We start from the raw sequence: 15,585 nt of genomic DNA on the forward strand, positions 1-15,585 counted from the left end.
CTTCTATTGCTCCTTTATAAGAAGTTCCTGCTAATAATGCTCCAGTGTTCAGTTCCAAAAGAGTTCCGTTTTTAAGCATTTCCGGAACGTTTCCTTTTGTAATTTCGATAGCAAAACCTTCTACCAATGCTGTTTTCCCAACTCCAGGTTCCCCAATGATGATGACGTTCGGCTTGCTTCTTCGGCAAAGGATTTCTACCAGCATTCTCAATTCTTTATCTCTACCAATGATGTTTTCAAGATCTCCTTTTCTGGCCTGTGCTGTTCTGTCAACACAATAGCTTTTAATGGATGGAAGGGATGAATCTGTAAAATCTGACCCATTGGAAAATAATGAGGCAAAGTCTCCGTTTTCAGAAACGGTAAACGGAGTATCTTTTCTATATAAGTTGAAAATTTCATGTTCTCTCAGTGGCAATGATTTCAATTGCTGAAGTGAAAACACTACCTGAGGTTTTACAATGGCAGTAAGAATACAGATTGGAGTGATCTCATCCAATCCCAGTTTTAAACGGATATCATCGGCTTCTTCTATAAGGGTATCTACAGCATCATCCTGCCCAACCTCATCAGGTAAATGGCTGGTTTTAGGATATTCTTCAATACGTACATCTGCCCATTCGTAAAAATAGCCGGGATCTTTATCTATGCTTTTTAAAAATTCATTAAGACCAATATCTTTATGCATCAGGGCCTGCAGAATGTGCGGGCCTCCATAAGTGCCATTATAATTTTCCCTCGCTATCGACTGAGCAATATGAAATAGCTGCTTTACTGTTTCGTTGGTTACTAGTACTCCCATTTATAATTTTTCTTATATTAATATTTGCGTTCTGTTTACTATTCTTCCAGATAATTTGATGTTCTTTTCTTTTTTTTGAACCTGGGCTTTGATTACTGATGTTTCAGAAATCAAAAGTGGTTCTTTTATTTTGCTAAAATTAAATATTTTATTCTAATTGTGATAAAGATAGTTAATTCTTCAATTAGAGAAGTAATAACCGTCGTTTTTTATCTTCTCAACTTTTTTGAACTGATTATTAAATCCCATATTCCCTTTCTCAGAACTTAATTTCCCTTTATATATCCAGAAAATACAGCAGAATAAGACTTAGCCACTGAAGTCCGATATAGATATAGAAAATCATGGCTGAAGGTTCTGCCAATTCATGTAATTTTTCGATCAATTTGGTCTTGATGATGTCATAAAAGTCTACATTTTCACCTCCTAAATTCAATTCATCAAATTTCACTTTATTTAAAGCATAGCCTAACACCCGTTTAAGAATTTTATTTTCTGAACTATTTTTGAATTCATTAACCAATCTTACTTTTGCCAATGCATAATCTGTACTATTGCGTACCACCACAGGCTCGTTGTTTTTGATTTTACCAACCACCTTATCAATAAAGGGAACTAAAATTGTCTTGGAATGATCCTGAACAAGTCTGCTGATAATTCTCGACATTCCATATTTTGTAGAGAAAATAGCAATACAAAAGGGTGCTGCAATCATTAACAGATAAAACAAACCTGCAGATAGGGGTTTGGCCATCACAGTTACCGTCAGAAATGCAAGGGTGCCACTATGTCCTAATGATGAGCCTAAACTTTCTGCCATTATATAAATTCCCAGAGAGAAAGTAATAACTGTTGAAAGGATTCCTATGGCATAAATCTTAAAGAGACTGAAGATAAATACAGCTGATAGCTTAGAAAGGTATTTAAAATGATCTGTGATCTTATTCATTAGTGTTTAATTTGATAACATGGTTTTTGTTTGTAAAAAATACAAGCTTTTTTACAAGTGGTACAATATAATGAATATTTTTATTGTAAAAGAATCCGTAATAATCCCATATTTTGGTAGAACATTTTATGAATAACTAACGTATTGCTGTATACTGAAACCTGAGCCTTACTATTAAAAGCCACTATCATCAATAATAACAAGAAAAGAAATATTGCCTACCTTGACTTCATAAAGCATTATTAGCATAAGGTAAATAAATGGTCTTACGTTTTATACAGCCACTCATCCCTTCATATTTATTTAGCCAAAGGATCATCTATCAGGCCGCTGATTCCTACATACCAGAAAAAGGCATGGTACATAAAATACAGGGCAGCTACTACAATGATTGCTATCAGAATCTTCAAAATGGTGTTTTTTGCCACTCTCATAAACAAAAAATGAGCTGCCGTTAATAACAAAGAAACAGGAATTGAAAATACAACTCCAAATTTCAAAATAATTGTTACAATAGATCCTGCATTTACTTCTACTTCAGGCAGGTCAATGCACAGGAATGCTACTATAATGACATTAACGAGTAAGAAAAGTATCAGAAATTCGGCAATAAAAGATTTTAAGCTCATGACAATATTGTTTTAAATCCGGAATTATTATTTTGTGTAAAGTGCAAGTTATAATGTCGCTTTTTTCTTATAGCCTGGATTTACTCCTGAACTGAATGCACTTTTTAATCCCTGCTCTACCTCCGGCCAAAACTGAGTATGGCTTAAACTGTGTGCAGCCATCGCTAAATAAGGTACCGTACCTGGTCTCTTCATCATATCTTTGATCTCTTTTTCATCTTTGGCGGTTACCAAACCAGCATTGTATTGTTTTACAAGTTCAATATAAACGCCCAGGTTTTTCCTTAATATTTTGATCTGTGCATCAATTTCTCCTGTAAAATAGATTTCTGCCCCATGCAATGCATAAGTTACATATCTTGCTTTCTTAGGATCTACAAACTGGCTCAATAGTCTCATTAAAACTTCCTGAAGGTTATTTTTCTGAACTGCATTTGATGTATCTGCAATAAACTTACTGCAAGCAGCTTTTTTGTTTCTGCTGTGATAATCATCTTTAGTTGTAATATTGACATCTAAAATCGGAAGGGCTTTTGTCTGAAGCTTCGGAGACCAGGAGGTTACTTCGATACTATCGGTAATTCCTGATTCTGCGGCAAAGACTTTGGCTAAGAAATTCAATATAAAACTATCTGTAACTCCTGTTGTTATACTGAAAAGATTATTGATAACCCTGATTCCGGCTGCAAGGTCTAAGTCTTCAAAAAATTCAGATCTACCGTAACCTCCACGGCGCCCAACACGGTTTGCATTGAATCTGCCATGACTAACAAAGGTCCAGTGCTGGAAAGTTTTCAACAATGTGATAAACTGATCCATTTCCCTTGTTAAGTTCGGTTTGGTTGGTTTTATATTTTCAAGATACTTGACAAATTCTGCTGTGAGCTGATTAATTCCTGATAATCCTCTGGCTGTTGCCGTCCAGAGTTCCGGTCCTTCGGTATCATTATCAATCCAAACATTCAATAAATGTTTAAAAGCAGCTGTATCTACCGTTCTTAAAGTATCTATCCCGGTCTGAAAGCTACTCATCTGGAAGTTTCTCAGGAAAATTTCCAGGTTTACCAGACTGAAATCTGCAATCAGCTGCTGAGTCAGATCATATTCGTTATGAACATTGATGATCTTACACTCTTTATGCAGTTTGCTATGGTTTAGCTGATGTTTTTTCTTGAAGAATGGTGTTGATAAATAAGTAATACTCTTCACCTTCCATGGTTTAGGATATTTTGAATCTGTAGCAATAAGTTCTGTAAACTGATTGATCACATTTCCTCCATGTGAATGCCCTATAAGATGGATATGAACTTCCTGGTTTTTCCAGAATTTATATACTCTTAAAAAAAGATCTAATAACCGCTCAGCAGCTAAGTTTCTTTCTTTTGTATCATTATCACCTGACCAGCTGAAGAAATCTCCTTCAATGTGAAGGTCTAAATATTGTGGTTTAAGGTCTTTTATTTTATTCCAAAAGTTGGTTTTACTGCTTCTCCAATAGTCTGTATTGGCCTGATGCTTTAACCCTGCTGTGTTTATAGGGTCTGTTGTTCCGGCAACAAACATGACAATATCAATGACTCTTTTTTCTGTCTTTGGCGGGCTTTTAGGATCCCCATATCTTACCCCCTTCCCTACTCCAGTTTCGGTTACGGTCTCTCCGGCAGAAGTAATAATACTTTCTTTGGCATACATATTATGCCCTTCCTCAGAAATTTTGGTATAAGTTCCTTTTACAATTCTCGTCCTGCTCATAGCTTATTGATATTACAGTTTTCGTAATGATCTTAAATTTTATTTTTCACTGATGATTTTGCCGGTATTGGCATCCATCTTATAGACAACGGGCTTCCAGACATTAGGCTCACCAGGAGATGTTTTCATGATTTCCAGCAATTCTTTTTCTGAAAGTCTTTTTCCTTGAGTTATTGAAATATTCCAGACAGGAACATCCTGATCGTATACAATATCATATTTATTCGTTCCGTCATCATTTAATCTTCCTTCCCCAGTTTTAAGGTTAATATATCCTTTTTTATCCAAAAAACTCAATACATCCTGATATTTGATCTTTCCATAGTTTTGATCTTCATCTACTGTTTTTTCAAGATTTCCGTCTTTATCATAGTATTCGGATTTTTCTACTTTCACGGTTTCACTTATCCTGGTTTCTTTTTTCTTCAGATTTCCGTTAGGGTAAAACTCTTTATAAACATATAGAAATGATGGTTTAGGAAGTAACTCTTCCAAAGTTCCCGCTTCATCTTTTTCCGGAGCAGACATAGATAAAACAGTATATCCGTTTTTCAGTTCCAATGTTCCGTTGCTTTCCTGATATTTTTTAAACAAAGCAAAATCAAATTTTTCAACCATGGTACTCGTTTTATTATTTTTATGAGTCTCTTCTTTTTTAGACTGGCAGGTACATATTACAAAGCATAATATGGAAAGGTAAATTAATAATTTTTTCATTACAGCATAATTTTAGAGTTCAACACTTTCCATTGCCACTTAAAAACACTGATTCTTGGGATTTGTATATGATGACAATAGTCCATAAGGTTATTTGTTTTATAAGCTTCATAGGTATATTTGGCTGGAGCATTTCCATCAAAAGTATGGGGTAATCCTAATGCATGCATTAATTCATGGGCAACCGTTTCTTTTGAATGGGTATAAAACTGAACCGTAAAAGTGGTATTAAAAAATGAGAAACCATTAGTATATGAAGCAATTTTACCATTCTTCCATCCCGGATATATATCTTCTATAAAAAAGACTTTAAAATGTGAATCGTATTGGCTGCCATATTTATCCCGGAATTTCTCTTCCAGATAGTCTCTTAAGCCACTGGAGTTGTTTATATAATACTTTCCATCAATCTTTTTACAGAATTTGAATCTGAAGGCATTATACAGGAAGTTCCCCGTACAGTCAATAGAAAAAGAATTTTGAATGGTTGGAGAGACCAATGCCTGATTCAGACATTGTGTAAAATATTGCTGACTACCCGGTTTCGGTTTTCCAACCTTAATCACATCATCAATATCTGTTTTTACAGAAATAAAAAGGGCAGAAATCTTTTTGACATGAGCAGCAGAGTTGGGATGAATGATTAAGGCACCACAGATTTCTCCATCTGCTTTTACATACAGCATCTGTTCTTTGCTAAACTGTTCCTTACAGGTTATTTTCAGATAATTGGGCTTGTCATATTTCCCTACTTTAATGACTCCGATCTCTTTAAGATTGAGTGAAAGGTATTTTTCTGCATCTTTATCTTTGAACTCAAAAGTCAGCTTTTGAGGTTTCTCTTTAATTTCAATTTTAAGGGTTAACAATGCTGATTTTCCTTTCAGTAATGTCAAGACCGGTATTGGATACAGGTAAGGTTTTTTATTGACTTTCTTCCAGGAAATGGAAAGACTTTTATAGCTTTTCAGCTTTTTGTCATACATATTGAGATCTTTGTGGAAATTGGTATTCCAGCTATTCCCATTTTTAAAAACGGTAACATTATCAGCTTCATAATATTTTCCCATGACGGCCCCGAACCAATTATCTCCCGGCTGCCCTGAGTCTCCTTCTCTTAACCAATCAAAACCAAAATCAGGATTATCTTGATATTTATCATGAGGTCTGAATTTCACTACACATTTAGCCACTACTTTTCCGGCAGGTGGCATTGAGGGGTTTCCAAAATTTACCCCATCAGTGACACCGGTTTCAGTAATAGCAGCTCCGGCGGTAGTAATAATATTCTCGTTAGAATACATACTGTGTCCTTCCTGAGATATTTTGGTATAAGTGCCTTTTACGATTCTCGTCCTACTCATGGCTTAATATTAAAAAATTTCCGTAATTATGATTACTCTTTTTTACATTTTGTGATAAAAAGCTACTCCAAAATAGCATTTTATTAGTTCTATTCCATAAGTCTTATTATAATATTCATTAGCTGCTTACAAAAGGAACTACTTTTTTCTCCAACTCTTTACCTGTTTGCCCATCTAAAACTACTCTTTGTATATCTCCACCCGGGATAAGATATTTTATTACCCATACTTTTTTACCATTAAGTGTTTCCTTTCTTACCTTAGTATAGTAACCAGATTCATGATATCCCTTCGGAAGCTCAATTTTATTCTTTTCACAATATTCTACTACTTTTTCTGGAGTAAAGCCATACCCTTCATCTGTATTTTCTTCCTTTACAAGCTTACCTGACTCATCAAAATAATACCAGATGCCAACCTGAGAACCTTCATTGAAGGCGATACCTTTGTTTTCAATATTTTTAGAGGAATAGTAGTTTTTTACTATTATAAAATAACTATCCTTAAAATATTCTGTATAGCCAGAGCCTATTTTAGCAGAAACAAATGTTGCTGTTTTGTTATCATTAATAGTAATATCTTTCAGCTCTTCTGTATTGATTATTTCAAATTTATTATCAACAGTTGGTATAATAGTTTTATTTATCTTCTGCGATTTACAAGAAAGAAACATCAATAAACTTAGAAAAAACATTACCTTTTTCATGAAATTGTATTTTGAAAATATTCACTAGCTGCTTACAAAAGGAACTACTTTTTTCTCCAACTCTTTACCTGTCTGCCCATCTAAAACTACTCTTTGTATATCTCCACCCGGAATAAGGTATTTTATTACCCATACTTTTTTACCATTAAGAATTTCTTTTCTTACCTGAGTATAAAAACCCGATTCATGATATCCTTTGGGAAGCTCAATTTTATTCTTTTCGCAATACCCTACTACTTTTTCAGGAGTAAACCCATATCCTTCATCTGTATTTTCTTCTTTAACAAGCTTACCTGACTCGTCAAAATAATACCAGATGCCAACCTGAGAACCTTCATTGAAAAGCAATCCCTTACTTTCTATATTACCATCACTATAAAAGAATTTATTTAGCTTAAAAAAGGAAGAATTTATATATTCTCCTTGTAAATATCCTTTGCTTTGCTTATCCTGACGTAACGTACAAACATTCGTCATTATAAAATAAGTTCCTCTAACTGCATTACTTTTAAACGCTTCAACATCAAACTTTTCAAATTTACTATCAACAGTAGGTAATATATTTTTTCTATTCTGAGATTTACAAGAAAGAACAATCACTAAACTAAGGAAAAACAATATTTTTTTCATACAGTTCAATTTTGTATTGTTATTAGCTCCTTTCTGTAAAAACAAAATTAATTATTAATAAATTCAGATTCTCTTCGTGAGATTATTTTACCAGAAGTACCATCCAAAATTATGCTTTCAACAATATTAAATTTCTTTTTCCATTCTATTTCCCAAATAGGTTTTTCTTTTTCTATTCTTCGGGTAATTGTGGTATGAAATCCTGTACTTTGCAATACAGGTCCTTTTGTTAAAGGAATGCCTTCTTTTTCACAGAATTTCAGAATATCCTCAAATGTGAACTTATAAGGTTTATCATAATCAATCTCCTTGATAAGCTTTCCATTTTCATCAAATTCATACCAGATACCTATTTGTAAACTTTCAGTATTATTTGAAATACCTTTAGTTTTAATATTACCATTTGGAAAATATACTTTTGTTAATGTATAATAAGAATTTTGTAAAGTCATAGAATAACTCTTGCCATAATTCGCGACATTCATTTCTAAATAAGAACCATTATCTAAAGTTTCACTGGGATAACTAGGGTTTTTATTATACAATTTCTTATATAGAATTGTATCAAAAACTTCAAATTTACTATCAATAGTAGGTAATATATCTTTAATATTCTGCGATTTACAAGAAAAAACCATCAAGAAACTTAGAAAAAATATTACCTTTTTCATGAAATTGTATTTTGAACATATTCACTAACTGCTTACAAACGGAACTACTTTTTTCTCCAACTCTTTACCTGTCTGACCATCTAAAACTACTCTTTGTATATCTCCACCCGGAATAAGGTATTTTATTACCCATACTTTTTTATCATCAAGGGTTTCTTTTCTAACCTGAGTATAAAAACCCGATTCATGATATCCTTTGGGAAGCTCAATTTTATTCTTTTCGCAATACCTTACTACTTTTTCAGGGGTAAAATCATATCCTCCATCTGTATTTTCTTCTTTAACAAGCTTACCTGACTCATCAAAATAATACCAAACACCTATGGGTGAACCTCCATTAAAAGCAATCCCTTTTTCTTTTATATTCCCACTTCTATAAAATAGAATATTCTTATTGAACATACTATTATTATCATATTGTTGCCTTATGTAGCCAAATGACTGTCTGTCTTCAATAATTATATCATTATCAATGTTTTTTACAAATGTTCCTCTTGTAGAATTTTTCTCAAAATATTCCACATCGAATTTCTCTAAAGATCTATCAATTGTTGGTATCATTTTATTATTTTTTTGAGACTGGCATTGTATAAATATATTAATCAATACCATTAGAATAATTTTCCTCATATCTACTTAATTGAATTGTTAGCCTGTTTCCATTGCCAATAAAATAGTGAACACCTATTACTGTTGTTGCCCGAGCCTAAACGATGTGAATAATCTAAAAGATTGTCAGTTTTCTTAAACTCATATGTAAACAACGCATCTGATGTAGTTTTTTTATTGGTGAAAGTATGAGGTAAATTCATTGCATGCAGAAATTCATGAGCTGCAGTCTGGTCATTTTTACTTTTGAATACAACAACATAATCAGCTCCAGGAGATGAATACCCTGATACATGCCCTCCCGCTGGATTATAGCCATTTTCATCAAAATAAAAGGCTTTAAAATGCTTATTATATTTACCTGGATATGTTTTCTCTAATTTATTTTTTAAATAGCTAACTAACGACTTACCTCCGCTAGATTTACCAGAATCAATCTCACTATTCGTAATAAAATCATTAAAGTCTTTTTCAGCGGTAAGATCTAACTCCACGATAATAGAAGAATCAGAAAGTTGGATATAAGCCTGTTCAAGATATTGATTAATTCGGCTTTTCTCAAGAGTAGCATTTGGCTTTTCTTCTTTTTTTGACGATATAGCAGGTGTTCTTATTTCAACAAAAACAACATCTTTCTTCTTATGTTTTGCTGCATCATTAGCCCAGACGCTTATCTTTCCTACTATTGCTTCTACAGTTGTTCCCTTATCGTCCTTAAAGGCTTTTAACTCTATTGTCTGATCTGTAGTAAACTCTTTAATGCATTTAATAGTTACTTCAAAATCATTCAAAGAGATTTTTTTCTTTCCTTTAATTTCAATTTTATTAGGAGTATAGGTGAAATAATCAGACTTTGTAAACTCCAGATAATCTGCTTCATCTTTAATCTCCGCAAAGAAAGTTATTTTTGCTTCTCTATCTTTCTTCAGCGAAAGCCATGGAATATAATATTCTTCTGCTACTTCTTTTCCGGCTTTATTTTTATATGTTTTCCAAGGTATAGAAAAAGGTTTATACTCTTTTTTTAAAGTATTAAACATAGTTTCATCAGCCTTAAAAGCTCCATCATATTTGTTAACATAAGTAGGTTGGGAATTATCTACTAATTTTTTATATGTTGAATCAAAATACTGATAAGCAACTACATCTTTAAATGAATTATCATTAAAAAGTTTAGTATCGTCTAATCTTATCCAGTCAAAACCAAATTCCCCTTTCCAGTTTTTATTGGGACGAAATTGCACAATCAACTGTATAAGCTGTTCTAATGGTGGAGAATCAGGCTCATTGAAGCTCACCCCTTTAGATTCTCCTTTTTCAGTAAACCATTTAAAAGCACGGGAGATAATACTCTCCTGTGAATACATATTATGGTCTTCCTGAGTTATTTTATTGTAAGTACCCTTTACAATTCTTGTGCGGCTCATCGCTAATGGGCTTTAGATTTCTCACCACTATTATTTTGTACTTCCTGTTGTGCATGTTTATTGATAGAGGCATTGGATGTAATATTCATTTCTTTTTCAGAAATTTCATTACGCCCTTTTTTGGTTTCGCTGTGTACATCTCCCTCAATAATTTCAGTCAGTTTTCCGGTAATAAACGTACTAGCATTTCCAATAACTGAGGTAAGTTTCATTGCCCCTACACTTTCAGTATTATTCAGCCCTATGCTGTCAGATTTATTCATTCCTACTGTTGTTGTCATGTTTTCACCAACGTTGATGTTCATGTTCTTACAGTTCAGGGTCATCGTTTCCGGTGCAGTGATATTGATATTGCTTCCGGTAGTATCCAGGTGGATTTCATTGCCACTTTTATCTGTGATAATGATGCTTTCATCTTCAGTGAAAACAATTCTGTGCCCGCTTCTTGTCTGGATCGATTTTACACGGTTGTCTGCACCACCACCAAGGCCAATTCCACCATGGAACATTCCTCCCATAACAAACGGACGGTCCGGATGACTGTGTACAAAGTTCACCATTACCTGATCTCCTACTTCAGGAATTGCAACATACCCACGGTTTTGGGTAATCTGGTCAGTTCCCCCGGCATCAGGACTCATTACTCTTACAAAGTGAGTAGTATCATTCATCTGCCAGTCGAATCTAACCTGTACTCTTCCCTGTCCTTCCGGATCTGCATTGGCAATTACCGTTGCAATCTGTGGTTGTGCAATAGGAACTGTAAATTCAGGTTTTGGTAAAAATCCTGTATCTGCAGCTATAGATTCAAAGCTTCCTTTATAGTGTCCGATGGTATCAATTTCGTGAACAGCTTCGGTTACCATCACTTTGGTAAAATAAGATGTTTCGTTGCTGTCCGGTTTTCTCATATGAATATCTACCACACATCCTGGGTGAAGAAATGGTACTGTAGTAGAACCTGAAACAGAAAATACACTCACAGCTTCACTTCCGGCAGCACTTTTCTGAGAGTTTTCTACATCCAGATGGGTTGATGCCTTAATAGGAGCCACCTGAAGAGCCGGCGTTTTATATATTTTATCGTTATGGCTGTATGCTGTTTTGGCCAGATCTCCCAAATGGTTGATTGGAGTTTCACCGGACGTCAGCTTTTCATTTTTACTGCTGTTATAGCCGTAGTATTGTGGTTTTGTATGAACTGCTTTTAGCTCTACCCTGATGTCATCAGCATTACTCCCATAAGTAAGCTTTATAGGCTTGTTCTGAGGGGGAAGTTTTCCAAAGTGAAGAACTTCTCCATCGTAGTAAAATTGTTCTCCATAGGCTTCTGCCATTCTTGCAAGATAGTTATAGTGTGTCTCATTGTATTGGCTGCTGTAGATAATCTGAGAATAATCATTGGTATCCACTCTGATATCAAAGCGTCCTTTATCAATTCCCTGTTTGATTACTTCTTCAGCAATGATTCCCATATTAACTGGTTGTCCACCACCAAAACTCTGGATATGCGGTGCACCATCTAACAGAATTGTTGGGCTGTATCCTGAAAGCACAATATTTCCAAGACTCATCTTTTCCTGGCTGAATCCTACTTTGGTAATCAATCCTACGAAGTTTCTTTCGGGACTGTTATCAATATCTTTATAGGAAATAATAGCGGTAAGACGTTTCCCCAGAAATTTATTGGCTTCCTCAAGGGTATGGCTTTGTCTGTCTCCCAATGCATCGTGAGCAAGGGTAAGACTGAACTCGTGATGGTGACTCGCTTTTTGCTTAAGCGTGAAGTGTTTGTAATATTTAATAATTTTTCCCTCCACAACCAGTGAAAGTTTTACCAACCGGTTGATCCCTGCATGGTGGTTTTCGGATACCCCATCTGCATTCTGTGATGGACGGAAAGAAGAACCCTTTGTCTTTGTTTCGGTTTTCATATGCTTGTGTTTAGTTTAGTATTAAAGATAGTAATATTTTACGAAACAGCCAATATATCAATGATATATGAATAATTAATCAATATAAAATTTGATGTCAGGCAAAAAAAGACCGTCTTTAACAGTGACAGTCTTTTTTTCGTATGAATGTTGATAATGTGTAACAATTTTAGCTTGTTGGCCAAAGTCCGGCATATTCAGAATTACCATAAGTGATGGTTTCAGCACTTACTACGAAGCTGATGAACATACTGTTGCTGTCTACAGCATCAAATTCCACCTGGTGCTGGATAACATACCCGTTTTGCCAGTTCAATGTGATTAATGTTCCTTCTTCGTGAGATTTATTGAAAGTAATTTCTCCTACTGTTGGCTTATATTTTCCGTTCAGTAAACTTTCTAAGATATCTGATTTTTCAGTAGCTTCTACTGTAACTTTGATTAGAGCGTTAGAAGGATCTGATGCTACACGTCCTGATACGTCTGTTGATCTTGATACGCTGTAGTTCATTTTTAATAATTTCTGACCTTCTCCGTTATTGAATTTTAAGATTCCTCTCGAATTTCTTTCTGCCATGATTGTAAATTTTAACCGTTAGTAATATTTTGTGATTCAGTGATTGTATAGCAAATATAAAGGGTCTTTTCCTCTAAAAAAAACTTTTCACCATAAATTTGAAAAATTGTAGTAGTTCTACGACTTTTTGTAGTAATTCTACGATTCTGGATTTATAAATCATCGCACAACTGTCATGAATAAAGCATTTTAACATTTCTCCCCAGTTAAGAAAAAAATATACTTTTACACTAAGTCGAGAAATAAACAATACTATCTATTGAAAAAAACGTTTTTTTTACTTAAAAATGTTCCATCAAAAATCACAGAGAAAACCATTGTGTAAAATAATATAAAATAACCTCTGTATGTAAACAAAAAAGCAGAAGTAAGTTACTTCTGCTTTTATTATGATAAAACTAACAATTAATGTTTAGTATATTCCGGAGCTTCTGTTTGTGTCATGGTTGGAGTAAAGTATTCGTTCAACCAATAGAATGTTTGCCCGTTTTGCTGAATCTTCACTGCCGGATTATTTCTGTGATTCAACATTCTTTCTGCCAGATCCTTATAGTGATGGAAATAAGTCCTTACCGTTTCGTTACGAACTATTTTTGATTTCTTCCATCCTTTCAGTTTGTACTTGGCCAATATCTCTTCTTCAGAAAGATCAAATCCGGTACTCATACCAATAGCATAAGACATTGGCAGTTCATAAAGGTCTCCTTTGTCCAGGAATTTGATGGTTGGATTGTATTTTTTCAACAACCTAACATATTCTTTAATAGCTTTTGACTGGCTGAAACCTGGTTTATCTGGTTCTGTATTTCTGTATACTTCAGAATAGAAAGCTTTAAGATTATCAAATTCAGATTCAGAAATAAGGATTCCTTTTTCTATACTTGGAGTAATTTCTTTCAGTTCTTTCGGTAAATACCCTTTCACAAGGAACGGGTTTCCGTAATTAATCAGCTGTGCGGCAATTCCAGCAGAAACAGGGTTAGTAAGTCCCGGATACAGATATTTGTATTTCAAATCCACATCTGTTTTTCCTGCTCCTACAGAAGAATGGAAATAGGCATTAAGGGATTTATCTACATTCTGATTATCTAAAGTAACCTGTGCAATAAGACTGTCTACTGATTTCTTAAGGAATCCAGGAGTGGCTACATCTCCTTTCTTAGGGAAAATAACAAATCCCTGAGACATACTTTGTTTAGGATAATCCAAAGAGAAAAATCCTTCATCACCTTCTATCAGACTGAAATTGTTCTTGGTAAGAACATCAGATTGATTAATAATCTTTTGCTTTTTAAGTTCAGCAATATTTTTAGCAGTATTGGTTACTACGTTTTCTGCCATCAATACAAAATCATTATAAGTATCTGAAGATCTTGCACTGGTCTGGAACATAATTAATCTTGCCTGAGCCTGAGTAAGCGAACCGATTACACTGTACATATTTCCACTTTGGTTAGCAGAAGTTCCCACAGTAACTACAATATTGGTTTCATCCGGAACATTGGAAAGTAGATTTCCGGCTGCAGAAAGAGCTTCTCCTACAGGTTGGTAACCATTATTGCTGGCACAGTTCATTTCATTCGTTTTCTGATCAATAAATGTTGTTATCTTACTGTAATCAGTACTTAGGTTGGAAGCTGCAATATTATTACCACAAGGGTTGTTTTTGTATAAAACAACTCCATATTTTACATTATTGAAATACGATGGTTTTTCAAATCTAAGCTGAAGATCCTGTAATAATGATTTTACAATTGGAGCATAAGGTGCATTTCCGGCACTGATATCCAATGCAAAAACGATGTTAATATTTTTATCTCTATCTGTAATCTCTCTGTAACGATCAAAATAAATAGGCTCTCCTAAAACATTAAAAACATAGTTCTTGCTATAATCAAGAATATTGGTGAAATATTTGGTTTTGGAATCCGGAGTGGGAGTTTCGTTTAAAGCAAGGGTTACCGGGAAAATATTTTCCAATGGTTTTCTCTTATTGACATCTGTAAGGAGAATAGCAGTTCTGTTCTCTGCATCTGATCCTGAAGCTCCCGGATATCCTTCATGCACTCCCAGCTCAGTATCTGTGATACCTGTTGGATTTTTAAGCTTAATGGCCGAACGCTCACCCCATGTAGAAATTACGTTTGAACTTACCCATCCGTAAAGGCTCTTACCAATACTATCGATATCAACAGACGGCTTTTTACCTACCAGGAATCTTTTGTTATTTTCAGCCTGCTTGTAAACGTATACCATCTGGCCGTTAGGGATCTTAACATTAGCGGCTTCAATAAGGCTTGGTGAATTAAACACCATGATAGAATCATTCTTATAGTATCTTTCAGCGCTTCTGATAACCTCACTGTTATTAGGCACTACTGCTACTCTTACAGGATATCCTGTTCTTTCACTTTTTAGAGAGTGATTCCATAAAAGCAGGTCAGATTCATGAATCCAGCCATAGGTTTTAATAGATTTTGAGGAAACTTTTTTCATTAAGGCATCCGGAACATATTCCGCTACCTTCACCATTCCGTCTCTATGTTTCAGAACCATTAAAGGTTCCAGGAATTTTACTTCTTTATATGATTTTTCGTCATCTTTATCCAAATAAGCCGTATTTCTTGATCTGTCTGAAATAACGATCCATGGAACGGATTTTTTAGGATAACCGTTGACAACTGTTGAATTATCTACCTGCCCATATTGAGAAGGTTCAGGTGTTTTTTTTGACGGAAGCTTTACCTGGCAACTCGTCAATAATACTGATAATCCTATGTAATATGCTGCTAGAGGAAATTTATTTTTCATCCTATTT

At 34.4% G+C, this 15,585-nt stretch carries 14 protein-coding genes; all 14 read right to left on the reverse strand.

Annotation, left to right across the window (positions count from 1 at the left end):
- On the reverse strand, positions 1-802 hold an 802-nt coding region (locus BBH99_RS18435; protein WP_131799231.1), incomplete at its 3' end, for an AAA family ATPase.
- A gap of 277 nt (positions 803-1,079) precedes the next feature.
- Positions 1,080-1,751 carry a hypothetical protein gene (locus tag BBH99_RS18440; RefSeq protein WP_066699210.1) on the reverse strand — a complete coding sequence of 224 codons (672 nt, stop codon included), beginning with the start codon at positions 1,749-1,751 and terminating at the stop codon, positions 1,080-1,082.
- 299 nt (positions 1,752-2,050) lie between these two features.
- A complete protein-coding gene (locus BBH99_RS18445) occupies positions 2,051-2,380 on the reverse strand; it encodes a hypothetical protein (protein ID WP_066699215.1) in 330 nt (109 codons plus the stop codon).
- 48 nt (positions 2,381-2,428) lie between these two features.
- Positions 2,429-4,132, reverse strand: coding sequence for a lipase family protein (locus BBH99_RS18450; protein ID WP_066699218.1), 1,704 nt, complete (start codon positions 4,130-4,132; stop codon positions 2,429-2,431).
- 39 nt (positions 4,133-4,171) lie between these two features.
- A complete protein-coding gene (locus BBH99_RS18455; protein ID WP_066699221.1) occupies positions 4,172-4,849 on the reverse strand; it encodes a hypothetical protein in 678 nt (225 codons plus the stop codon).
- Entirely contained in the window at positions 4,849-6,213 is a 1,365-nt protein-coding gene (locus BBH99_RS18460) for a zinc metalloprotease (protein ID WP_066699229.1), read from the reverse strand. Before BBH99_RS18460 ends, BBH99_RS18455 begins: the two co-directional genes overlap by 1 nt.
- Positions 6,214-6,331: 118 nt before the next feature.
- Positions 6,332-6,919, reverse strand: coding sequence for a hypothetical protein (locus tag BBH99_RS18465; RefSeq protein WP_228390842.1), 588 nt, complete (start codon positions 6,917-6,919; stop codon positions 6,332-6,334).
- A gap of 24 nt (positions 6,920-6,943) precedes the next feature.
- Positions 6,944-7,549, reverse strand: coding sequence for a toxin-antitoxin system YwqK family antitoxin (locus tag BBH99_RS18470; protein ID WP_228390843.1), 606 nt, complete (start codon positions 7,547-7,549; stop codon positions 6,944-6,946).
- A 47-nt stretch (positions 7,550-7,596) separates the two neighbouring features.
- Entirely contained in the window at positions 7,597-8,220 is a 624-nt protein-coding gene (locus tag BBH99_RS18475; RefSeq protein WP_066699230.1) for a toxin-antitoxin system YwqK family antitoxin, read from the reverse strand.
- A gap of 24 nt (positions 8,221-8,244) precedes the next feature.
- Positions 8,245-8,781, reverse strand: a complete 537-nt coding sequence (locus BBH99_RS18480) for a hypothetical protein (protein WP_066699231.1) — start codon at positions 8,779-8,781, stop codon at positions 8,245-8,247.
- A gap of 71 nt (positions 8,782-8,852) precedes the next feature.
- Positions 8,853-10,127 (reverse strand): hypothetical protein, encoded by a 1,275-nt coding sequence (locus tag BBH99_RS18485; protein ID WP_228390844.1) that lies wholly within the window; start codon positions 10,125-10,127, stop codon positions 8,853-8,855.
- Positions 10,128-10,258: 131 nt separating this feature from the next.
- Positions 10,259-12,190, reverse strand: coding sequence for a type VI secretion system Vgr family protein (locus BBH99_RS18490; RefSeq protein ID WP_066699239.1), 1,932 nt, complete (start codon positions 12,188-12,190; stop codon positions 10,259-10,261).
- A 169-nt stretch (positions 12,191-12,359) separates the two neighbouring features.
- Complete coding sequence (gene tssD, locus BBH99_RS18495; protein ID WP_066699241.1) at positions 12,360-12,767, reverse strand: type VI secretion system tube protein TssD; 408 nt, start codon at positions 12,765-12,767, stop codon at positions 12,360-12,362.
- A 405-nt stretch (positions 12,768-13,172) separates the two neighbouring features.
- Entirely contained in the window at positions 13,173-15,578 is a 2,406-nt protein-coding gene (gene tssR, locus BBH99_RS18500; RefSeq protein WP_066699243.1) for a type VI secretion system protein TssR domain-containing protein, read from the reverse strand.
- Between the last annotated feature and the right edge of the window lie 7 nt (positions 15,579-15,585).

This window comes from Chryseobacterium contaminans (assembly GCF_001684955.1).
Lineage (GTDB): Bacteria > Bacteroidota > Bacteroidia > Flavobacteriales > Weeksellaceae > Chryseobacterium > Chryseobacterium contaminans.

Bases quoted from the DNA above. Each gene is read 5' to 3' on its own strand.
- BBH99_RS18440 (WP_066699210.1), bottom strand. From the start codon at position 1,751: ATGAATAAGATCACAGATCATTTTAAATACCTTTCTAAGCTATCAGCT.
- BBH99_RS18445 (WP_066699215.1), bottom strand. From the start codon at position 2,380: ATGAGCTTAAAATCTTTTATTGCCGAATTTCTGATACTTTTCTTACTC.
- BBH99_RS18450 (WP_066699218.1), bottom strand. From the start codon at position 4,132: ATGAGCAGGACGAGAATTGTAAAAGGAACTTATACCAAAATTTCTGAG.
- BBH99_RS18455 (WP_066699221.1), bottom strand. From the start codon at position 4,849: ATGAAAAAATTATTAATTTACCTTTCCATATTATGCTTTGTAATATGT.
- BBH99_RS18460 (WP_066699229.1), bottom strand. From the start codon at position 6,213: ATGAGTAGGACGAGAATCGTAAAAGGCACTTATACCAAAATATCTCAG.
- BBH99_RS18465 (WP_228390842.1), bottom strand. From the start codon at position 6,919: ATGAAAAAGGTAATGTTTTTTCTAAGTTTATTGATGTTTCTTTCTTGT.
- BBH99_RS18470 (WP_228390843.1), bottom strand. From the start codon at position 7,549: ATGAAAAAAATATTGTTTTTCCTTAGTTTAGTGATTGTTCTTTCTTGT.
- BBH99_RS18475 (WP_066699230.1), bottom strand. From the start codon at position 8,220: ATGAAAAAGGTAATATTTTTTCTAAGTTTCTTGATGGTTTTTTCTTGT.
- BBH99_RS18480 (WP_066699231.1), bottom strand. From the start codon at position 8,781: ATGATACCAACAATTGATAGATCTTTAGAGAAATTCGATGTGGAATAT.
- BBH99_RS18490 (WP_066699239.1), bottom strand. From the start codon at position 12,190: ATGAAAACCGAAACAAAGACAAAGGGTTCTTCTTTCCGTCCATCACAG.
- tssD (WP_066699241.1), bottom strand. From the start codon at position 12,767: ATGGCAGAAAGAAATTCGAGAGGAATCTTAAAATTCAATAACGGAGAA.
- tssR (WP_066699243.1), bottom strand. From the start codon at position 15,578: ATGAAAAATAAATTTCCTCTAGCAGCATATTACATAGGATTATCAGTA.